This window comes from Chryseobacterium sp. CS3K3.1, from assembly GCF_059515165.1.
Genome location: NZ_JCAKRV010000011.1, coordinates 138,646 through 161,398, shown reverse-complemented (window position 1 = coordinate 161,398; position 22,753 = coordinate 138,646). Strand labels below are relative to the sequence as shown.

Genomic DNA, 22,753 nt, shown 5'->3' with positions numbered 1-22,753 from the left:
AATAATTTACAGTATTAAATCGTCTGAATTAAAGGAATCATAGAGACTCTAATAAAGGAGGCTGAATTCCTGCGGAATGACACAGTGGGAAGAAGCGGAGCAAATGAATAAGAGAGACGCCATTGGAACCACTAGATCAATTGGGAAGGGATATTTAAGACACTGTTGAAAGATCATTACCCCGGTTCAGCATAAAATTATTCATTCTTACAGCTGATATGATATCTTCTTTGCTTTCACTACTATCGTTTATCCCATCCATTGTCACTGCGCAGGAGTCTCAACAAAGTATTATCAGATAACCAGTATTACTTTTGCTTTTTAACCTTTAAATCATAAAGACTCTAATAAAGGAGGCTGGATTCCTGCGGAATGACACGGTGGAAGAAGCGGAGCAAATGAAAGAGAAAGACCATTGGAACCAATAAATTATTCCATTGGAAAAGATAACCACGTAACCCGTATCCCGAATTCGTCACATCATTTATAACGCATCATTGATCGTTCGTTCACTATCATAGCCCCGATAAGAATGGTTACCCCGCAGCTTGGGTTGGAGTGAATGTGGTGGAGCGTGGGAGTGCATGGGCGCGAGGAGTATGAATGGATAGCGGGAAACAGCTCCTGATATTATCTTTCATTTATAGTGTTTATATCCATAATTCAAATTATCATCCTCTAAGGATCCAAGAGCCTGTAATAATGAAGATTGTAAAGTCAGGCACTCAGACCCTAAGGATGACATAAATTGTAAGATCCTATTACTAATATATAAGGCTTTCAATTACTTGAATTATTGTAAGGATCTTACGCTGCACTTTTTGCATTACAAAATAGAAAAAAGCATTCATTTTGTGAAAAAGTTATTGCTGATTATAGTAGCTTACATATTGGTGCAATTATTTCTTATCCCACCAAATTCGGCCTTGTATATCGCTTTCACTGGTTCCAAATTCAGGATCCTGCTTCATTTGGTCCAGTGCTTCCTTTTGATTTTGATAATTCAGATTATCTTTTGAAGGGGTGGGAAGAACAATTCTTCTTGGCATTATTAACAGAATTCCGGATTCACTGAATGGATTTTCCAGCTTAAGCGCAGTCGATACATTAGGCAATCCTGTTCTTTTAATCAATGCCCATACTTCATTAGGTTGCTTGAAATAGTTTAAATATTCCTGAATGATAATCTGTTCCAGGGCCAATAATGGATCAAATTTGATTTGAGGCTGTTTTAGATAAGCTAAAATATCGGTATCATAGGCTGTTTTATAATCATCTACCAATGCTTCTTTGGCAATATAATTATAGGTTTCAATAGATGCTTTGATTCCTTGTTCATAAAAATCTTTTACATTACCAGGAATAAGATTTCTTGCAGCCAGTTCTGCTTTCAACAGAGAATAATCAGCATAGGTAAGAATTGGGAATATAGCATTTCCTGTCCCAATAATACCTTTTGAAATATTTTCCGGCCTCCATATTCTATATTGCAATCTTGAAATGGTATCATAATTCACTCCATTTAATAATCTTTTTGCTGAAGTATAATAACGGCTCATATCCGCTGAAACCATGTTAGGGCTGACAAAACCACCAACATAGCGCTGGCTTTCCGTAGTTTTTTCCATTTTACCGGCTGCTGCCAGCTTATCTATATTTTCCTGGGAATAATCATTTTGCTGGAAAAATATCGATATTCTGGGATCTTTGCTTTCATTCATAAAGTCAACCATAGGTTTTGCAGCAGACATTCCTACAGGATTGAAATTACCATGCTCCGTTAGCCTTTTAGTCCGTAACATGAAGCTCTCTGCTGTACTGCTAATCTCATCCCTTGATAAAACCTGTGAAGCAATGGCAGTCAGTTTGGAAGGATTTCTTTTCATGAGTCTTGACGCAATTTTTAATCTGAGTGAATTAGCTACCCGTTTCCATTTGCTTATATCACCCTTAAAGAATAAGTCTTTATCTCCCGGATTTACCTGTACAGATTGATCAGCACTTTGAATTGAAGTATATACATCGTTTAACTGCTTGTCAAAAACATCATACAATTGTTCCTGTGTTTCATATTTAGGAGTTTGTGTTCCCCCGTAGCGGGCCTGAAATGCTTCTGTATAAGCTATACTTCCATTTACATCTGTTACATACCATGCGTAATAAACTTTTAAAATCGTGGCAATACTTTTAATGTTCACGTATTTTTTTTGATCTTCAGCAGGCATATGATCAATTTTGTAGATGATGTCTGTAAGCAAGGCACCATGATCTCCATAAAAGATATCTTTCCTTTGGTTCATATTGGAGCCGTCATCCATAAACTGAGATGAATTGCCTGTGCTGGGAACCAATGTCTGAGTCCAGGGCATTATTCTGCGGTAGTAATCATAATAATATTCAAAGCTGCCATCAAATCCTTTCATCATTGCCAAAGGCAGAAGTTCTTCAGGTGTAGCTTTTATCTGATCTACCGGATTTGTATTAATTTCTGCAAAATCGCTGGTGCATGATGTAAAAAGGGAAATTGACAGAGCCAGTATAAGTATTTTTTTCATTTTTGTTAATTTTTAGAATAATAAATAGCTAGAATGAGAAATCCAGGTTAAATCCTATATACCTTGACATAGGAGCTCCTCCATATTCCGCAAAGCTGCCTGCACTGTTGGAATATTTTCCTTCAGGATTTATCCCATCCGGTAATTTATTGTAGATATAGAATAAGTTTCTACCGATGAGGGAGAGGTTGAGAGTATTGACTCCAAGAGATTTGATCATTTCCGGTTTAAAGGAATAGGTCAGGCGTGCTTCACGTAAGGAGACCCATGTATTTTCAAACACAGCCTGCTCCCGGATACCATTTCCCCATGAGGCTAATCTGTTGTAGTAGGAAGATGTTTTTACGGGGTTGATCCACCCTTTTTCATAAGCTTCCTGATAAGTCATACCGCTTACATCTCTGGTGACCCCTTGTTTATCCTTTATGATAGAATTCTGGCCAAATACTCCATCGGGAATTACCCCGTATTGAGTGTTGCCCTGAGAATCTATATATTTGATACCACCTCTTTCTTCATCTCTGTATTTTAATGTGGATGAAAGGTTGCCAAACTGAACACCATAATTGTATGTGGCAGAAAGAATATCGCCTCCTACTCTTGCATCAATCAGTAGACTTAAAAATAAATTTTTATACCTGAAAGTGTTTCTGAAGCTGGCTAAAAAATCGGGAGTTAACTTTCCTACTGTAGTATATCCCTGGTTTTGGTAAGAATCTGATCTCAGATAGGAGCCATCAGCTTTCAGAACTTTCATTCCGTTTCTGGGATCATCAATTTTATTACCATTCGCGTCCAATGCCTGATATCTTGCATAGGCATATTTGGTTTGTATCAAACCGTATTGCTGGCCGGGTATTGCTATACTTTTTACGTCAGTGCCCATGGCCCAGTTCAGGACATATTCCGTAACTCCTGGATAGAGCTCAATAAGTTTATCCCTGTTTTGGGAAAATGTAACTGTGGTATTCCATTTGAAGTTAGGTAGTTTTACCGGAATTGCGTTGACAACTATTTCTATGCCTTGGTTTTGCAGATTTCCGGCATTAATCTGCTGTTGGCTGAGTCCTGATTCTTGTGGTAAAGGAAGTGTTAACAGCTGATTGGTAGTATTGGTTCTATAAAAAGAGACATCAAAATCCAGCCGGTTATTGAACAAAGCCATATTTAATCCAAATTCTATGGATCTGCTCAATTCATTTTTTAAATTTAAATTGGCAAGAGAATTACTATTGAAACCTACTAACGGAATGCGAACGCCATCAGGGGAATTATAAGCAGAAGGGTCGTGTCTGTAATAGAGACCTGAGCTTGTGTTGAATGGCGAAGTGTCTCTTCCCACCCATGCCAGACTTCCTCTCAAACTTCCGGAATTGATCCATTTTGGAAGTTTAAAAGAATTAGAAAATATCCAGTTTCCAACAAATGAAGGATAGAAATAGCTTATACTTCCATGTCCATCAGGATAGGCCAACGTGGAAGACCAGTCGTTGCGGCCTGTAATGTCAATGAATAGCTGATCTTTCCAGGCGAAATTAGCAAAAGCATACAACCCCTGAATTCTTTTCGGGGACTGATTCCCATCGGTATAATAGGCTTCGCTTCCTGCCGGATCTATTGAGTTCTGGATCTGAAAAACGCCAGGAGAATTAAGTCCTCCATTAGTCCATTGCCTTGTGGCTTTATATTTGGATCTGAAATCTTCTCCACCAAAAGAGGCGTTAAGGGTAAGATTTTCTGTTAATTTAAAGTTGGCATTCAGTAGAAATTTCGTTGTATACTGCTCCTTTCTCCCTTCCAAAATGCTATACCCACCGCCATTGAATCCGGGGTTTTCTCCAAGTATTTTAGATTCATTCAGAAAATCATAATTATTGAAGTTGCCTGATATCATCAAGTTTAACCAGTCTGTTAACTGGGATTTGAGCTCAAGTCTGCCTATATAATTGTTTTCTTTCTGGGTTCTTGTGTTCTGGAAAATGTTAAAATAGGTAGACGTCATACCATAAGGATCCGCACTGTCTTGTTTTCTTCCGCCATTTACAGGATCCAGATAATTGTTTTTCCAATAAACAGCATCAAAACTTCTTGGAGTGCCATATATAAAACTGAAGAGGGGACTTTCATTTCCTCCCTGAGGTACGGGGTTCTGCCCGAAAGACCGGTTATAATTGAAACTTGCATCTACCTGCAAATATTTACTAAACTGATGGGTTGCACGGATAAAGTAGGCGTTTTTGATAAATTTGTTGCGGGGAAGAATACCCTCAGCTTCCTGATTGGTATAACTCAATAAGATAGTAGATTTATCATTTCCTCCGGAGAGTTCAAATGAGTTTTTACGATCAAATCCTACCTGATAAATATCTTTATAATTATCGGGCTGAGGGTTCCACAGGATTGTTCTGCCATCAATATCCTGTACTGGTTTTCCGTCAAATTTTGGTCCATAGCTGTAAAAAAAATAGTTGGGATCTATAAAACGGTCTCCGTTAGCATCTGTTGAAAAACTGGGTCCAATACCGGCACCAAATTCATTCTGAAACCTGGGACTGCTATAGACATGCTGTGTAGTAAGAGAAGAGTTTATCCTGACACCCAATCCATTCGTACCCTTTCCTTTCTTAGTAGTAATGACAATAACCCCATTAGCAGCCCGTGAACCATAAAGAGCAGATGCTGCAGCACCTCTTAATATGGAAACGGATTCAAAAACATCTGAGTTAAGGTTTTTCATTTCATTACCGAAATCATAACCGGAACCCCAGGAATCTGCACCGGTTACTCCATTGTCAATAATTACTCCATCAACGACTACCAGCGGCTGGTTATTGTTTCCTAATGATGTGTTTCCACGGATTTGGATCCTGGCACTGGACTGCGGACCTCCGGATCCTGCTGTTATTTCCACACCAGGAAGTTTTCCCTGAAGAGCCTCCATGGGGTTAACGACACCAGCCTGGGTAATGTCTTTGGTCTCAACTTTGGTAATAGCATAACCTAGTTTTCTCTGATCTCTTTTTATCCCAAGTGCAGTAACAACCACTTCATCAATTTGTTTATTCTTTATAGAATCCTTCTTTGAATTTTGACCACTTAGGTGGTTTGTACCCAATAGAAAACAAAAAACACCAACAGCCAAGGGAAGTCTTGTACTTAATTGTTTCATTTTGTTCATCATTTGCTTATTACTGCAATATTAAAAAAAAATATGGCACGAATATTATAAATTTAAATATAACGTATTGGTTATCAATATTTAGTGGTTTGGGTTTTTATTGTTTAATGTTAATTTTAATGTATAATATTCTGTAATGAACAATATTGAAAATATAAAAAATGATCATATATTACTTATCTGTGAATTTTATTTTTTTTACTTTTTTTATATGATATAAGCTTTTTGCCTGTTAATAAGGGGGGGATAAAGCACTTTTATTGTCAATTTCTAGAATGGATATGAAAAATCCCTTACCAATGTGATAAGGGATGTTTTTCCTTTAAATCCAACCAAGCATAAGCAATGTAATTTCGTAGGAGCCCAAGCAATCAATTTATTTTAAATTGTATCATTAATTATATTTTTAGATTAAAAATTTTCACTTAAATTTCACTGTGTATAGAAAAAATAGTATTTTAGAGGAAGCGGAATCCGAAAAGCTATAATAGAGTAGGAATTATCAAAAGCTAAATAACTATGAAAAATCTAGTAAAGATTTCAAGAGAGAGTTTAAAATCACTTAAAGGAAGCGGAGGGCCTGGATGTCCGGATGATCCGGCGTTTGGAATGTGTTATCCTCCGGGATGGCCAAATGGAATCTGTTTAAGCAAATATCAATGCTGTATGAAACTTGGTGGGCCTGAAGAATTTTGTAAAGAGGAATACGGCAACTAATTATATCATATAATAAAAAAAATAACCCCGGCTATTCAAATTAAAATAGCCGGGGTTATTTATCAGACCTGTATTACTCCAAGATTGAACTTCTCCGTGATAGGAGAATGGTTTGCTGCTTCAATTCCCATAGAAATCCATTTTCTGGTATCGGCAGGATTGATGATAGCATCTGTCCATAACCTTGCTGCTGCATAGGTAGATTCAGTTTGTTTCTGATATTTCTTTGAGATAGTATCCAGAATTTCGTTATGCTCTTCTTCAGAGATATTTTTTCCTTGTTTCTTTAAAGTAGATTCCTGAATCTGAGCCAGTACTTTTGCTGCCTGTGCACCACCCATTACCGCTAAATCTGCCCAAGGCCATGCAACAATTAATCTGGGATCATAAGCTTTTCCACACATCGCATAATTTCCTGCTCCATAAGAATTTCCTGTTATAATAGTGAATTTAGGAACTACGGAATTGGAAACCGCATTTACCATTTTAGCACCATCTTTAATAATTCCGCCATGTTCTGATTTTGAACCCACCATGAATCCGGTGACATCCTGTAAGAAAATTAAAGGAATTTTTCTTTGATTACAGTTGGCAATAAATCGGGTTGCTTTATCTGCAGAATCAGAGTAGATCACTCCTCCGAACTGCATTTCTCCTTTACCGCTTTTAACCAGCTTTCTCTGATTGGCTACAATCCCTACGGACCATCCGTCAACTCTTGCTGTTGCACAGATAATACTTTTACCATAGTCTGGTTTGTATTCTTCATATTCGGAGTTATCCACAATACATTTGATAATTTCGTAGGTATCGTATTGTTCAGCTCTTGAGACCGGCATAATTCCGAAAATATTCTCAGGATTTTCTTTTGGCGGGAAACTTTCTATTCTGTCAAAGCCCGCTTTTTCAGTAGTTCCGACAGATTTCATGATGTTTTTGATTCTGTTCAGAGCATCTTTATCATCTTTAGCTTTATAATCCGTTACTCCTGAAATAGAGCAGTGAGTGGTTGCTCCACCCAATGTTTCATTATCAATGCTTTCTCCGATAGCTGCTTTTACCAGATAACTTCCTGCAAGGAAAATAGAGCCTGTTTTATCCACAATCATGGCTTCATCACTCATGATGGGTAAGTAAGCTCCTCCAGCTACACAACTCCCCATAACGGCAGAGATCTGGATGATTCCCATAGAACTCATTTTAGCATTATTTCTGAAAATTCGTCCAAAATGTTCCTTGTCCGGGAAGATTTCATCCTGCATAGGAAGATAAACACCTGCAGAATCTACTAAATAAATGATGGGAAGCTTGTTTTCCATAGCAATTTCCTGTGCTCTCAGGTTTTTCTTTCCTGTGATAGGAAACCACGCGCCGGCTTTTACAGATGCATCGTTAGCGACAATAATACATTGTCTTCCGGAAACGTAGCCAATAACAACTACAACACCTCCGCTAGGGCATCCTCCATGCTCCTGATACATTTCATATCCTGCAAATGCTCCAATTTCTATGGAATCTGAATCTTTATCGAGAAGATAATCTATTCTTTCTCTTGCTGTCATTTTTCCTTCATCACGAAGCTTTTGAAGCCTTTTCTCACCACCTCCTTTTTTAATCTCAGTGAGTAAGCGATTTATTTCAGATAATTTTAATCTGTTCTGATCCTCTCGTTTATTGAATTCGATGTCCATAAAATTTTCAATTTTTTACGCTTAAAGATACTATTTTTATGAGGAATATAAATTGGAAGTAAAACAGATGTTTAATTATTTGGTTTCTAGTAAATTGTGAAATTTTTAACTAAAAAATATTTTTAAATAATTTATATTTTTTCTAACTTTACACTAGAGTAACAGAGGTGATATTCTCTGCAAAATACTCTAAGTTCCTAGTTTATTTTTTTAATAGTTTATTATTTGAAGGCCCTGAAAGTTTAACAAATTTTCAGGGTTTTTTTATATCTATATGCGTTTGTCAGTAATACTTTCTATATGATATTTAAGAGACCGTTTTGGTCAGATGTTGTTTTGATTCAATCCTGACTTAATATCATATTGGTTTTGATTTTACTAAATTATTAGAAAACGTTCTGAATTAAGAGTAAAAACTATTAAAAACTTTATTTATCATCTTTTTATTAATATAAATTTATGTTTTTTTGTAAGATTTATAAAAGCGTATTTGTAAATTTGCACGTTAAAATCAAAAGGGGATAGGTTATGCATAAATTGGCGCTTTTCAGGTTACATTTAATAGTTTTTTTATGGGGATTCACCGCAATTTTAGGAAAACTGATTCAGGCCAATGCTCAGATTCTTGTGTTTTACAGAATGTTGTTTGCCTCAATCTTTTTGTATGTATTTATCAGATTCTTTAAAAAGGAAAGCATTAAGGTGTCCAGGAAAATATTCTTTCAGCTGGCTGCTATAGGCTTTGCAATGGCACTTCACTGGTATTGTTTCTTTTATTCTATTAAAGTTTCCAATGTTTCAATTGCCTTAAGCTGCCTTTCCTTATCGACACTTTTTGCCTCGATTCTGGAACCCATTATTTTCAAAAGGAAAATTGACATATCCGAAGTGGTGATGGGAACTGTTATTGTGGCCTGTATATTATTGATCTTTAAAACAGAATTTCATTTTAAAGAAGGTATTATTTATGGAATTCTGTGTGCCATATTCGGGACTGTTTTTTCGGTTTTTAATGGTAAGATGTTTGGGAAAACAAGTTCGGGAAACATTATTTTTTATGAAATCTTCTGTGGTTGGTTCATTTTAATGATATTTTATCTGCTTTCGGGGCAAATTTTTCAGATGAATGAAATAAACTATAGGGATCTGGCGTTAATATGCTTGTTAGCCAGTGTTTTTACTGCTTTTCCCATGCTGGAATCTGTGAATTTAATGAAATATATATCACCTTTTACTTTAATTTTAACAGTTAATTTAGAACCTGTTTACGGAATTATACTAGCTTTTTTTATCTTTGGGGAATCAGAACATATGAGCCCTATATTTTATGTCGCTTCAGGTGTTATGATACTGGCAATCATTGCAAACGGATTAATAAAAGCCAGAAAAACTAAAAACTTAAACTAAGCATCAAATTTATATGATGAAAAAATATTTTTTACTTGCATTTTCACTGTTGTTTGGGCTTTCTCAATCTCAGATTATTAGAAAATATTCCAATGAATTTTTAAATATCGGAGCCGGAGCAAGAGGACTTGCAATGGGAGGAGCGGTAATTACCAACCAGGATGATGTATATTCTCCTATGTGGAACCCTGCAGGTTTAATGGCTATCGAAAGAGACTGGCAGGGAGCAGCAATGCACGCAGAATACTTTGAATCTATTGCAAAATATGACTATCTGGCTTATGCAAAAGTACTCGAGGAAGGTGTTTTTGGGGTTTCCGTAGTAAGGCTGGGAGTAGATAATATTTTAAATACAACCCAGATGATTGATTCTGAAGGGAATATTGATTATGATAAAATCACAAAGTTCTCTCAATCGGATTATGCTGCTATTCTTTCTTATGCATTCAGACCAGGAGGAAATCCGAAATTAGACGTCGGGATCAATGCTAAGATTGTATATAGAAATGTGGGTAAATTTGCTAATGGTTATGGTTTTGGATTCGATGTTGGAGCGATTTATAAAGCAGATAACGGATGGAAGTTCGGGGGGATGGTAAGAGATATTACAACTACTGTCAACTTCTGGACGGTTAATCAGAAAGAACTTTCTACTGTTGTAAATGGGGAAGAATTTAACCCTGCTCCCAAAGATAAACTGGAACTTACAATGCCTAAACTGAATGTAGGGGCCAGCAAATTATTCGAAATCAACAGCAGCGTATATGTATTGCCGGAAGCAGGTATAAATGTGGATTTTGCGAAGACAGCATCCTTAATTTCTACAGACTTTGCCAGTATCAGTCCATATGCAGGAGCTGAGCTGGGATACCAGAAAATGATTTTTGTGAGATTGGGGATCAACAGATTCCAGTCTATTACAGATATAGAAGATCTTAAAAGAAAAGTTTCTTTCCAGCCAAGTGCAGGTGTCGGGATAAGATACAGAGGGCTTACACTGGATTATGCCATTACAAATTCAGGGATTGGCGGATCTAATTTCTATTCCAATTTCTTCTCCTTAAAACTGGATATGGGAGCATTTAGAAACGATTAAAATTATAAAAATGAAAAAGTTATCAATGTTGGTGTTGGCTGTTTGTTCAACAATGGCTTTCGCACAAAAGGTTTCAGATTACAAATATGTTGCAGTTCCTGAAAAACTTGAAACGTTTAACGAAGATTATGGTTTAAAAAACTTTTTCACCAAAGCTATGACCGGGAAAAAGTATATCATTCTTCCTGTAATTAAAGATAACTGGCCTTCAGAAGCTAAAAATAATTTCTGTAATGTGGTCACAGCTGATATTATTAATGATAAAAACCTGTTTAAAAATAAATTAATAGTACAATTTAAGGATTGTAATAATAACTTGGTTCTTGAGTCAAAGGGAAGCTCAAAGATTAAAGAATTTGAAGAGGGGCTACAGGATGCATTAAGAGAAGCATTGATTAAAATCCCGGTTTCCAATCCTTCTGCACTATTACCGGCATCTAATAATAATGCTCAGCGTACATCTCCTGAAACTGTAACGCCGTCAGCATCAGCAGCAACTCCGGAAGCAAATAATTATTCAAACGGGAAACTTGATCTTCAGAAAATACAGATTGATTCTAATCAGTTTATTTTGGCAAAATCCGGAAGTTCCGTACCATTTGCTGTTTTCAAAACGACTTCTAAGAATTCTGTTTTCATAGTTAAACTAGCTGACGCAACTACTACAATAGGATATTTTGAAAATGGAAGCATTGTGATCGATATTCCCCAAGGCGATGGCAAATTTTCCAAAGAAGTTTTTATTGCAAAATAAATGAAAGTAACAAAATACATAAAAGGCTCTTAAAAAGAGCCTTTTATAATATATATGCTGATGTGTTTTTCATTCTTTTAGCATTTAGACAGAACCCTATAGCAATTGGGGTGGCAAGTAGCAAATGAAAATGCGAATAGATTTATAAAAAGAGGAGAATTTTCATAGTATTATTGTCATTAGTTGATAATACTAATTTATGGAAAAAATATAAATAATACTAATATTTAATAAAATATTTATTTGTTTGTATTTTTCGTTGATAAATTTTCTTTTTGTAATGGGTTTTGTTTGTTTTTGTCTCTTATTGAGGAAATAAGAAAATGTTATGAGTTTTGTATGAAAACGTCTGTTTGTCTGTGATAAATTATCTGCTGTACTGCATCAATTTATCAGTTAGCATTAAAAAATTCCCAAATCACTTTAGCTTTACTTTTCCCCAGAATTTCTTCAAGAGTTTCAAAATTGGCTTCTTTGATGCGTTTTACAGACTTCAGTTTAGACAAAAGCAATTCGATTGTTTTTTCTCCAACTCCAGGAATTTCTTCAAGTTCAGATTTTATCGTAGAATTTTTTCTTCTCGTTCTGTGATGTTTTACCCCAAACCGGTGGGCTTCATCACGAACACGCTGAAGGATTTTCAACGTTTCAGATTTTTTGTCCAGATATAAAGGAATAGGATCTTCCGGGAAGAATATTTCTTCCAGTCTCTTGGCGATTCCTACAATGGTAATTTTTCCATAAAGTCCCAATAACCTGAGACTTTTTACAGCAGAAGAAAGCTGTCCTTTTCCTCCATCTATCAGAATCAGCTGGGGAAGACTTTCTCCCTCATCAAGCATTCTTTTATAGCGGCGGTAGATTACTTCTTCCATCGTGGCAAAATCGTTAGGTCCTTCTACCGTTTTAGGATGGAAAATTCTGTAATCTGCTTTGCTAGGTTTTCCATCTTTAAAAACAACACATGCAGACACAGGATTGGTTCCCTGAATGTTTGAGTTATCAAAACCTTCAATATGTCTTGGTTCAACAGGCATTCTCAACAATTTCTGCATTTCTGCCATGATTCTGTTGGTATGTCTTTCAGGATCTACAATCTGAACCTGTTTCAGCTTTTCCAGACGGTATTCTTTAGCATTCTTTTCAGAAAGCTCCACAATTCTTTTTTTGTCTCCTACTTTAGGAACAATCAGTTTTACATTTGGGATTTCTACAGAAAGATGAAACGGTAGAAGAACTTCTTTAGAATCGGAAGAAAACTTCTGACGGATCTCAATCAAAGCTTCTTCCATAATATCTTCATCCGTTTCCTCAAGAATCTTTTTAATCTCGGTAGTAAAACTCTGGATGATATTTCCGTTTCTGATTTTAAAGAAATTGACATAAGCAGCGGTCTCATCACTGGTCATTCCGAAAACATCTACATCATCAATATTCGGATTTACAACGGTGTTTTTAGCCTGATAATCCTCTAGAATATCCAGTCTTTCCTTAATGATCTGAGCTTCTTCAAATTTAAGATTGGAAGCCAGCTTCATCATCTGATTCACCAGATAATCCTTTGCCTTACGGAAATCCCCTTTAATAATTCCGCGGATGGCATCTATTTTTTCATCATAATCTTCCTTGCTTTCAAGGTCTTCACAGGGCCCTTCACAGTTTTTGATATGGTATTCCAGGCAGACTTTATATTTGCCTTCCGCAATTTTGGATGGGGAAAGATTCAGATTACAGGTTCTAAGTTTATAGATGTGTTTGATAGTATCCAGCAATATTTTTGCAGGACGTACTTTTGCATACGGACCATAATATTCGGATCCGTCTTTAATCATATTTCTGGTCAGAAAAATTCTTGGAAAATCTTCATTTTTGATGCAGATCCATGGATAGGTCTTGTCATCCTTCAACATAACATTATAAAACGGCTGGTACTCTTTAATCAGATTATTTTCCAATAAAAGTGCATCATACTCGCTGTTTACAATCGTCGTTTCCAATCGCTGGATTTTGCTGACCATTATTTTGATCCTGTATCCTGAAAGGTTTTTATTGAAATAGGAGAGTACCCTCTTTTTCAGATTTTTAGCTTTTCCCACATACAAAAGCTGTTCGTTTTTATCATAATAACGATAAACGCCGGGTTCGGATGGTAAGGTTTTGAGCTGTAATTCTAAAGAAGGATTCATATAACAAAATTAAGCAAACTTTCCCTATTTAAAAAAAGAAAAAACCTGCAGATAATTCTGCAGGTTCCGGTATTTTGATAGTGTATCCTATCCGTGGTTCATTTCGGTATACTGATAGATGAGAAAGCTTAAATAATTCCACTCTACAGAATTTTTTGGATATTTTTTCATGAATTCAGGATTGTCACCAAATAAAAAGTCATAGTTGTCTTCAAAATCATCTTTGTGAAGCCACATTACTTTATTGCCTTTCTTTACATAATAGGATTTAATAACACCTCCGCCAAATGCAGGCGCACCAGCAAACCCGGTACTCACTGTTTCTGAAGCAAACGGATCATGATAAACCGTAATAAGCTCATTAAATTCAGGATTGATCACCTGCATTAAAAAAGCTCTGGGCTCTTTCTTGTTTTTTAAAGAAACAATCTGGTTTTCGTAAGGAATGGCATCGTCGGTGACAGATTTGCCGTACTTTTTTGTGCTGTAATTTCTCATGTTTGAAATAAACTTTGCCGCTTTCATCGACTTTTCAGTCTCTGTCGCATATAAATACATTTCAGCAATATCGGCTGCCTCAAATTTTATAGGCTTTCTGGTATCAACATCCTCAATGGTGATGGAAAGAATCTGTCCCCTCTGTTTTTCCCAGGATTTGCTGTAACCCTGATGTTCCGTATTATCCTTTAAAATAATGGTGGAAACTTTTTTATCTGTTGCGGTATTGAAACCTTCGTTAAACAGATAGCGGTTCATTTCTTTTCTTTCTTCTTTGGAGTATTTTACTTTCTGGGCGAAAGCAGCTGTGCTTGCTACACATAAAGCAAGGAGTAGAGTTTTCAGTCTCATGTATTATTGTTTTTAATTTTCGGGGCTAAAAGTAGTAAATTAATTCGCTTGTTTTATAAAAATATAGAAGATTGAAATTTAGCTTTTCCAATTATTGTTAAATGCGTAATTTTAAGGAAATTTTTTAGAAATGATATACGGGGTAGATGTTTTTACTTTCCATGATGTTCTGGAAATCTGTAAAAAGCCAAATAAAGCGAAGCTGAACAAAGCTGCAAAAGAACAAATTTTAAAATCTCAGAAAAACGTACAGAAAATAGTAGAGTCAGACAGATGCGTATATGGAATCAATACAGGATTCGGACCATTATGTGATACTAAAATTTCAGCGGATGAAACCGCTCAGTTACAATATAACCTGATCATTTCTCATGCGGTAGGTGTAGGAAAACCGATTGATAAAGAACTTTCCAAGATCATGATGATTGCTAAAGTACATGCTCTTTCTAAAGGATTTTCGGGAGTTTCCCTGGAGGTTATTGAAAGAATGATTCTGATGCTTGAGAAAGATATCATTCCTGTGGTTCCTGAACAGGGATCTGTAGGAGCTTCCGGAGACCTTGCTCCATTAGCGCATCTCGTATTGCCTTTACTTGGCTTAGGACAGGTTTGGGAAGGAGATCAGATTTCCGATACCATGGAAGTGTTGAAAAAGCATGACCTTGAACCACTGGCTTTAGGTCCGAAAGAAGGATTAGGGCTGATCAACGGAACACAGTTTATCCTTGCCCATGCCATCAAAGGACTTGAAAAATTTGAATACTTACTGGATCTGGCGGATATGACAGCAGCTATGAGTATTGAAACGTACAGAGGTTCTGCAAGCCCTTTCAAAAAAGAACTTCACGATATCAGACCGTTTGAAGGCAGTAAAAAAGTAGCGGCAAGAATACTTAAGTTCTTAAAGGGATCAGAAAACTTGAAAGCTCACGAAGACTGTGAAAGAGTGCAGGATCCTTATTCCATGAGATGTGTACCACAGGTTCACGGAGCCAGCAGAAATGCTTTTGAGCACCTTAGAGGAATGGCAGAAACAGAATTGAATTCCGTTACCGATAACCCGATTGTGCTAAGTGCCGAAGAATCTATTTCAGGAGGAAACTTCCACGGACAGCTGATGGCGCTGCCTTTAGATTATGCTACATTGGCCGCAGCAGAATTAGGGAATATTTCAGACAGAAGAAGTTATTTATTATTGGAAGGAAAATATGGACTTCCAAGATTATTAACGGAAAGCTCAGGGTTAAATTCCGGATTTATGATCCCTCAGTATACTTCAGCTGCCTTGGTTACAGAAAATAAAACATTATGTTTCCCTGCATCAGCAGACTCTATTCCTACAAGTTTAGGCCAGGAGGACCATGTTTCTATGGGAAGTATTTCAGGAAGAAAATTTAACCAGGTTCTGGGAAATCTTGTGAATATTCTGTCTGTTGAGCTGATGTTTGCTGCTCAGGGACTTGAATTCAGGAGACCTGCGAAATGCTCTAAAGTAATTGAAGAAAACTTTGCGATTCTTCGTTCTAAAGTTGCCAAGCTGGAAGATGACAGACTAATTGGTAAAGATATGCTGGCAATTGCTGAGTTAATTAACGAAAGAAAATTTGTTGTCAACTAACCTAAAATACACTAAAGCTTCCGGAAGGGAGCTTTTTTGTTTTCTAATAAATAATGGCTGGTTTAAACCTTATAGGTTTCAAAAACCTATAAGGTTTGATTCTATGCACATTCATCTTTTAATCAAATAAAAATGCACATACTCAGAACAGATTCTACTAATAAAGATTTTCAGAACCTTGTAAAACTCCTCGATGCCACCTTGTCTGAACATAATGGAGAAAATGATGACTTCTTTGCTCAGTTCAATACAATAGATACTATCAAAAACTGTATCGTAGTTTATATAGATGATATTCCTGCAGCTTGCGGAGCATTCAAAGCATTTTCAGAAGATACCGTAGAAATAAAAAGAATGTTTACCCATCCGGAATTCAGAAAAAAAGGATTAGGCTCTGCCATTGTAAAAGAACTTGAAAACTGGGCTGCAGAACTGAATTTTAAAAAAGCAGTCCTGGAAACCTCCCGGGATCTCAAAAATGCAATTTCAGTATATGAAAAAAGCGGGTTTAACAGAATACCTAATTATGGGCAATACATTGGAGTTGAGCAGAGTGTGTGTTATGAAAAAGCACTATAATTTAATATTCCTGTAATGCTAAATTTACTTTTTTAAAGTTTTTAATTCCTGTTAAAGTGTTATATTGTGGCTCCAACCAAAATTATAACATATGAAAAAAACTGTATTCCTACTGGCAATATTTTTTGCCCTAAACTCGTGTTCCAGAGAAGAACTGCAGAACGAAAATGTAAAAACTGAAATGGCTCAGAAAGATCCCCTCACTGCAAAACAGATCAACGAAAGGATCAATCAGGCTATAAAAACGGACGGAACTTTCAATTGGAAGAATGAGTCCGATCATTTTGTATGGAGTGCTGTCTTCCGTGGAAATAAAATGGTTTCGATCGGTTTCGGAGCTTCTAAGGACGATTTCGACAGAAGTAAATCTCCAAACAGCAGCGACATGGAAAAGGAAATCCTTTCTGTGATCAAAAAATATGAAGGGAAAGAGGAGAGAAATTTCCTTCTTCTTTCAGATCCGTATCTTAACCAGATGGATGTTGTGATTGAAAATGAAGAAACCATTACCGCTCTTCGACACATGAAAAACATCCGATATGTAGAACCTGCAGATTATCATTATTTTGAATTTGAAGCTCAATATAATGCAGCTGCAAAATCATCAGGAAGCGGTTCGTCAGGATGTGGATTTTCATCATCTGCATTAAGTACTGCAGACTATACTTCAACAACGCCAGGTGCAAAAATACCGTGGGCTTTCACCAGACACAGCATTCCTGAGGCCTGGAGCTACAGTACCGGAGCTGGTGTGACCATCGGACTTATTGATACCGGAGTTTCTCCTGAACAGACTTTATTGGGAGGAAGTTTTAATAATGGTGCTTCTTCAGGAAGAACAATCAGTAAATATGGAGTATATAATTCTGACGGATCAGGAGATCAATGCGGACACGGAACAAAAATGGCTTCCGTAATGGCCGCTCCGAGAAATAATGCAGGATTACCTGTAGGAGTAGCTTATAATGCCAATCTGATCGCTTACAGAGCTGCAGAAAATGTTGTTTTGGAAACTTCCAGCGAACAGACTGCTGTAAAGACCGCTTTCACAGAATTGGGCAACAATACCAATGTGAAGATCATTTCTATGTCGATGGGACACATCTTCTCCGTTGGAAAAATTGAAGACGGAGTGAAATATGCGTATTCTAAAGGAAAACTGATCTTCTGTGCCGGAGGTACTTCTACCAGTTTCACTAGTTTTGTCGGAGTAATTTTCCCTGCATCCATGCCGGAAACTCAGGCTATAACAGGAGTAAAAGAAAATACTTCCAATCAGAAGTGTGATGTATGCCACTCTGGAAGCCAGATTGACTTTACCTTCCAGATGGAGAGGTCTTCAGGAAATACCGTTCCGGTGCTGAGCTATTATAACGGCCAGGCAGATTATGTGGGTGGTTCTTCTGTGGCAACAGCAGCAACAGCGGGAATTGCGGCACTCGTTTGGGCTAAAAATCCATCATGGACGAGAGATCAGGTTCTTACTAAAATGAGACAGGCTTCAACCTACTATCCAAATGTTAATTCAAGCTACGGCTATGGAAATATCAATGTTTTAAAAGCTGTACAATAAAATAATAACTCGATAAAAAAAGGAAATATCTCAGCTGAGGTATTTCCTTTTTGTTTTTATATAGAAGGTTTATCCGATCCTTACACTTGTCATGCTCAATGATCCGCCGATAAGCTCATCATTGAATAAATTAAGCTGTTCAGACTGATCTTTTAATCCTAAAGTATACAATAAAGGAAGATAATGATCGGGAGTTGGAACAGCATATTGTAAGAAAGTTCCCTGTTTCTGATAATCGATGATATTCTGAAAATTGCCATCCAGAAGCCAGTTGTTGGTTTTTTCACGGGCTTCCACTGCGCAGTCCCAGCCGGCTCCTACTGTATTGATGTTTTTCCAGTCGATAAGACGAAGGTTATGAACAATATTTCCGCTTCCGATAATCAGGATACCCTTTTCACGAAGTTTGTTCAGTCTTTTTGCCAGGTCATAATGATACTGAGGAGGTTTGGTATAATCAATACTCAGCTGGATCACCGGAATATCTGCATCAGGATACATATGTTTGATCACAGACCATGCCCCATGATCAAGTCCCCAGCTATGATCTTCTTCCACATCTACAGGAAGAAGTAACTCTGCAGTTTCTCTTGCCAGTTCGGGATTTCCCGGAGCAGGGTACTGCACATCAAAAAGGGCTTTTGGAAAACCGTAAAAATCATGAATGGTTTTCGGCATATCCATAGCCGTTACAAAAGTTCCGTCCGTATACCAGTGGGCAGAAATACAAAGAATTGCATTGGGCTTTGGAATTTCTGAGGCTGCTTTGCGGAAACCCTGTACAAATTGATTCTCTTCAATGGCATTCATTGGTGAACCATGTCCAAGAAATAAAACAGGCATTCTCTGTGTGCTTTTAAAACCGTCGCTTATGTTTTGAAGATCGTTGAGGTTCATAAATATTGAAGATTATAAAAAAATAAAAGGTTCAAGGCTTTTAGAAAAATCCCTGAACCTTTTAAAATATATGTTATTAACTATGCTTGCTTTACAAACTGTAATTCACCAGCTACTTTTACATCATCGCTTACCATTACACCTCCTGCTTCAAGAGCGGCATTCCAGTTTAATCCAAAATCTTTTCTGCTGATTTTTCCTTCAAAAGAGAAACCTGCTTTTGTATTTCCCCATGGGTCTACATTGATTCCTCCAAAGTCTACATCAAGTGTTACAGGTTTTGTAATTCCGTTGATGGTAAGATTACCTACAACAGTATTGTTTAATGTCTGTGATTCAAAAGTGATGGTAGGATGTACTTCAGCATTGAAGAACTCCGCTGACTTTAAGTGATTGTCTCTGTCTGTATTGTTGGTGAATACAGAATCCGTCTGAATCGTAGCAGTAGTTTTAGCGTTTGCGAAAAACTCATCTTCAGAGTCAATTTCAGCAGTGAAAGTTCTGAAGCTTCCTTTTACGTTAGAGATCATCATGTGTTTTACTTTGAAAGTAATTTCACTATGCGTAGGGTCTAAAATCCATTTTGTTGCCATTGTATTTCGTATTTTTTGTTTGTTATTAATAATGCAAATTTAGGACAGCGTACCTATACAAGTCATTGATATAGGATAAGAAATGAGTTTTTTTGTCAATCGTCAATTTTGCTTCGCAAATGAATGGTGAATTGATTCCAGCATCCAAATGACAAGTGCAGCGGATTGACAGTTCACAATTGACTTATTCTAATCTCCTTTAAAAAATTCTACTCTTAAGTTAAGGAATATTTCCTTTGAATGCATGAATTCCATTTTATGAATGTTTTAATTTAACATTTCTTAACGAATGATTTTTATTTCTTATTTTTGGAGGATTCAATTTTATACAATGAAATTACATAAATTTTCTTTATTGATGCTGGTTTTAGGCAGTTCGGCATTTGCCCAGACCCAGAAGTTTACCATGGCGGAGGCTGTAAATGGGATGAGAACCAACCTTGCTGTGAAAAATATCTCTCAGTTTTCATGGGCTGCAGACGGAAAATCTTATATCCAGGCGGTGAAAGGCGGTTATCTGATCACAGATTTGAAGACCAACAAACAGGATACCCTGATCTCCTTGAGTCAGCTGAACAGAAACCTTTCCGCTGATAAGCTTAAAGCTGTTCCCGCAATCAAATTTATAGGGAATTCTAAAGGATACTTTACTACAGAAGGTAAAATGTCGTGGATTGAAAAATCAGGAAACGACTGGAAAGTAAAAAGTACAGCTGCAATTGATCAGAATGCTGCCAACGTAAAAATGTTTAATGATGGTCAGACTTTTGCTTTCACAGCAAAGAATAATTTATTTGTCAACAGAAACGGGAAAACCATTGCTGTAACCAACGAGACCAATGAGAATATTATCAGCGGACAGGCTGTTCACAGAAATGAATTCGGAATTGATACCGGAATTTTTCCTGCTCCGAATTCTGAGAGTGTAGCTTTCTATAAAATGGATCAGAGCATGGTGGCAGATTACCCGATCATCGATTGGTCTGTAACACCTGCTGTAAACCACAATATCAAATATCCGATGGCAGGTCAGACTTCTCATCAGGTGACATTAGGCGTTTTCAACCTTAAAACCCAATCTACCACTTTCTTAAAAGTGGAGGGCGAAAAAGACCAGTATCTGACAGCGGTTACATGGAGCCCGGATTCAAAATATATCTTTGTAGGGGTTCTAAACAGAGGCCAGAATCATATGAAAATGAATCAGTATGATGCTGTTACAGGAGAATTGGTAAAAACATTATTTGAAGAAACAGACAGCAAATATGTGGAGCCGCAGCACCCGCTTACTTTCTTCCCGAATTCTAATACGGACTTTATCTGGCAGAGCCAGAGAACTGGATACAACCACCTGTTCCACTACAGCCTTGAAAAAGGACTGGTAGCTCAAATTACAAAAGGGGATTGGCTGGTAACAGATATTTTAGGATTTAATGAAAAGAAAAAGGAAATTTATTTCGCCTCAACAAAAGAAACTCCTTTAGAAAGACATTTGTATAAAATTAACTGGACCAACTTTAAGATGCAAAGGCTGGACAGTGGAGAAGGGATGCACATAGGGACGTTAAGCAGCGACGGAAATTATCTGTATGACGCTTACAGTAATGCGAATTCACCGAGAGTTGCCAACATTATCAATACAGCGAATTTAAAAACGACCAATATCCTTACTTCTGAGAATCCATTAAAGAATTATCAGAGACCTGAAATTAAAAATGTAGAGTTAAAGGCAGATGACGGAACTCCTTTGTATGGAAAGATTATCCTTCCAACCAATTTTGATCCGAACAAAAAATATCCGACTATTGTTTATCTGTACAACGGACCACACTTACAGCTGATCACGAACAGCTTCCCGGCTTCAGGAAATCTTTGGTATGAATATATGGCTCAGAACGGATACATCATCTTCACAATGGACGGAAGAGGTTCTTCTAACCGTGGAATGAAGTTTGAGCAGGCTGTATTCAGAAACCTGGGAACTACAGAAATGAACGATCAGATGAAAGGAGTAGACTACTTAAAATCTCTTCCTTATGTAGATGGAGATAAAATGGGAATTCATGGATGGAGCTTCGGAGGATTTATGACGACAAGTTTCATGCTTCGTAAGCCGGATGTATTCAAAGTGGGTGTAGCAGGAGGACCTGTAATCGACTGGAGCATGTACGAGATCATGTACGGAGAAAGATATATGGATACTCCGCAGGAAAATCCACAAGGTTATGCGGCTGCAAATCTATTGGATAAAGTTCAGAACCTGAAAGGAAAATTACTGATGATTCACGGTGCACAGGATGACGTAGTCGTATGGCAGCATTCTATTAAATTCATCAAATCTGCTGTTGATAACGGAGTTCAGCTGGACTACTTTACTTATCCGGGACATCCGCATAATGTGATCGGGAAAGACAGAGTTCACCTGATGCAGAAAATCACGGATTATTTTGATCAGAATCTTAAGAAATAAAAAAACCAGCCAAAGGCTGGTTTTTTCGTTATTAATTCTCTTAGATTTTCTTATATGTCAGTGACATGTTGTTTCCATTGTTAACAAATGAAATGGTTCTTTTATTCTGATCAAAATAATCCACTTTTAAACGAGTTGTATTTTTTCCAACGGTTATGTTAAGAATCTGTTCATTATTGTCCTTCGTTAGTTCCCATTTACCTTTGTTGGTACTTTTTCCAACTGTAGATTCAAAACCAAAATCTTGACTGAACGTCTGAAATATCTGGTCACTGCCAAAAACGGATTTTATATCTTGCGGCTGGTTATTAATTACAGTTTCTACAAGTTGCCATTTTCCTACTAATTCTTTTGCTGTTTGAGCTTTAAATATGCCTGCTAAAGAAAGGCATACCATTACAATGTACTTTTTCATTATTTGAATTTTTAATTACATGACAAATGTACAAATAAATTCCATGTATTTTGTTGTTAAATTACTGATAATGAATAATTTAAATGATTAAAATTGATTAGTGTGAATTAATTTTAAATGTTTTAAAAAAGATGAAATTATTTTTTTAAAAACATTATATTTTGTTGATTAATTA

At 36.8% G+C, this 22,753-nt stretch carries 16 protein-coding genes; 8 read left to right on the top strand and 8 right to left on the bottom strand.

Annotated features, from left to right (window positions below; translation table 11 throughout):
- Positions 1 to 899 precede the first annotated feature (899 nt).
- Both AC5YGI_RS12635 and AC5YGI_RS12630 read right to left on the bottom strand, forming a co-directional pair.
- A complete protein-coding gene (locus AC5YGI_RS12635) occupies positions 900 to 2,555 on the bottom strand; it encodes a SusD/RagB family nutrient-binding outer membrane lipoprotein (RefSeq protein ID WP_496168520.1) in 1,656 nt (551 codons plus the stop codon).
- 28 nt (positions 2,556 to 2,583) lie between these two features.
- Complete coding sequence (locus AC5YGI_RS12630) at positions 2,584 to 5,724, bottom strand: SusC/RagA family TonB-linked outer membrane protein (RefSeq protein WP_496168518.1); 3,141 nt, start codon at positions 5,722 to 5,724, stop codon at positions 2,584 to 2,586.
- 528 nt (positions 5,725 to 6,252) lie between these two features.
- On the opposite strand from AC5YGI_RS12630, the gene AC5YGI_RS12625 reads away from it, so the two are divergent.
- Positions 6,253 to 6,450, top strand: coding sequence for a hypothetical protein (locus AC5YGI_RS12625; protein ID WP_202843765.1), 198 nt, complete (start codon positions 6,253 to 6,255; stop codon positions 6,448 to 6,450).
- 62 nt (positions 6,451 to 6,512) lie between these two features.
- Here the strand turns inward: AC5YGI_RS12625 and AC5YGI_RS12620 are convergent, their stop codons facing one another.
- The gene (locus AC5YGI_RS12620; RefSeq protein ID WP_110011812.1) at positions 6,513 to 8,141 is read right to left on the bottom strand and encodes an acyl-CoA carboxylase subunit beta; all 1,629 of its coding nucleotides are present in this window, start codon (positions 8,139 to 8,141) and stop codon (positions 6,513 to 6,515) included.
- Between the two features lie 528 nt (positions 8,142 to 8,669).
- Between AC5YGI_RS12620 and AC5YGI_RS12615 the strand changes: the two genes are divergently transcribed.
- The 3 genes from AC5YGI_RS12615 to AC5YGI_RS12605 are packed head-to-tail and all read left to right on the top strand — an operon-like array spanning position 8,670 to position 11,398.
- Positions 8,670 to 9,548 (top strand): DMT family transporter, encoded by an 879-nt coding sequence (locus AC5YGI_RS12615; protein WP_110011811.1) that lies wholly within the window; start codon positions 8,670 to 8,672, stop codon positions 9,546 to 9,548.
- A 13-nt stretch (positions 9,549 to 9,561) separates the two neighbouring features.
- Positions 9,562 to 10,644, top strand: a complete 1,083-nt coding sequence (locus AC5YGI_RS12610) for a putative type IX sorting system protein PorV2 (RefSeq protein WP_330745232.1) — start codon at positions 9,562 to 9,564, stop codon at positions 10,642 to 10,644.
- Positions 10,645 to 10,654: 10 nt separating this feature from the next.
- Positions 10,655 to 11,398 carry a hypothetical protein gene (locus AC5YGI_RS12605; protein WP_496168517.1) on the top strand — a complete coding sequence of 248 codons (744 nt, stop codon included), beginning with the start codon at positions 10,655 to 10,657 and terminating at the stop codon, positions 11,396 to 11,398.
- Positions 11,399 to 11,790: 392 nt separating this feature from the next.
- On the opposite strand, the gene uvrC is transcribed toward AC5YGI_RS12605, so the two are convergent.
- Positions 11,791 to 13,584, bottom strand: a complete 1,794-nt coding sequence (gene uvrC / locus AC5YGI_RS12600; RefSeq protein WP_110011808.1) for an excinuclease ABC subunit UvrC — start codon at positions 13,582 to 13,584, stop codon at positions 11,791 to 11,793.
- A gap of 87 nt (positions 13,585 to 13,671) precedes the next feature.
- Positions 13,672 to 14,433 (bottom strand): hypothetical protein, encoded by a 762-nt coding sequence (locus AC5YGI_RS12595; protein WP_110011807.1) that lies wholly within the window; start codon positions 14,431 to 14,433, stop codon positions 13,672 to 13,674.
- Between the two features lie 130 nt (positions 14,434 to 14,563).
- On the opposite strand from AC5YGI_RS12595, the gene hutH reads away from it, so the two are divergent.
- The 3 genes from hutH to AC5YGI_RS12580 all read left to right on the top strand — a co-directional run bounded on the left by hutH (position 14,564) and on the right by AC5YGI_RS12580 (position 18,203).
- Positions 14,564 to 16,051, top strand: coding sequence for a histidine ammonia-lyase (gene hutH / locus AC5YGI_RS12590; protein ID WP_330745234.1), 1,488 nt, complete (start codon positions 14,564 to 14,566; stop codon positions 16,049 to 16,051).
- 132 nt (positions 16,052 to 16,183) lie between these two features.
- Positions 16,184 to 16,630, top strand: a complete 447-nt coding sequence (locus AC5YGI_RS12585; RefSeq protein ID WP_330745235.1) for a GNAT family N-acetyltransferase — start codon at positions 16,184 to 16,186, stop codon at positions 16,628 to 16,630.
- A gap of 91 nt (positions 16,631 to 16,721) precedes the next feature.
- A complete protein-coding gene (locus AC5YGI_RS12580) occupies positions 16,722 to 18,203 on the top strand; it encodes a S8 family peptidase (RefSeq protein ID WP_330745236.1) in 1,482 nt (493 codons plus the stop codon).
- Between the two features lie 69 nt (positions 18,204 to 18,272).
- Here AC5YGI_RS12580 and ygiD read toward each other — a convergent pair whose 3' ends face one another.
- Positions 18,273 to 19,100, bottom strand: a complete 828-nt coding sequence (gene ygiD, locus AC5YGI_RS12575; protein ID WP_496168516.1) for a 4,5-DOPA-extradiol-dioxygenase — start codon at positions 19,098 to 19,100, stop codon at positions 18,273 to 18,275.
- 80 nt (positions 19,101 to 19,180) lie between these two features.
- Positions 19,181 to 19,693, bottom strand: coding sequence for a YceI family protein (locus tag AC5YGI_RS12570; protein WP_395972437.1), 513 nt, complete (start codon positions 19,691 to 19,693; stop codon positions 19,181 to 19,183).
- A gap of 331 nt (positions 19,694 to 20,024) precedes the next feature.
- Here AC5YGI_RS12570 and AC5YGI_RS12565 point away from each other — a divergent pair, with 331 nt between their 5' ends.
- On the top strand, positions 20,025 to 22,163 hold the full coding sequence (locus tag AC5YGI_RS12565) for a S9 family peptidase (RefSeq protein WP_496168515.1): 2,139 nt from the start codon (positions 20,025 to 20,027) through the stop codon (positions 22,161 to 22,163).
- A 40-nt stretch (positions 22,164 to 22,203) separates the two neighbouring features.
- Here AC5YGI_RS12565 and AC5YGI_RS12560 read toward each other — a convergent pair whose 3' ends face one another.
- Positions 22,204 to 22,578 (bottom strand): hypothetical protein, encoded by a 375-nt coding sequence (locus AC5YGI_RS12560; RefSeq protein WP_330745240.1) that lies wholly within the window; start codon positions 22,576 to 22,578, stop codon positions 22,204 to 22,206.
- Positions 22,579 to 22,753 lie beyond the last annotated feature (175 nt).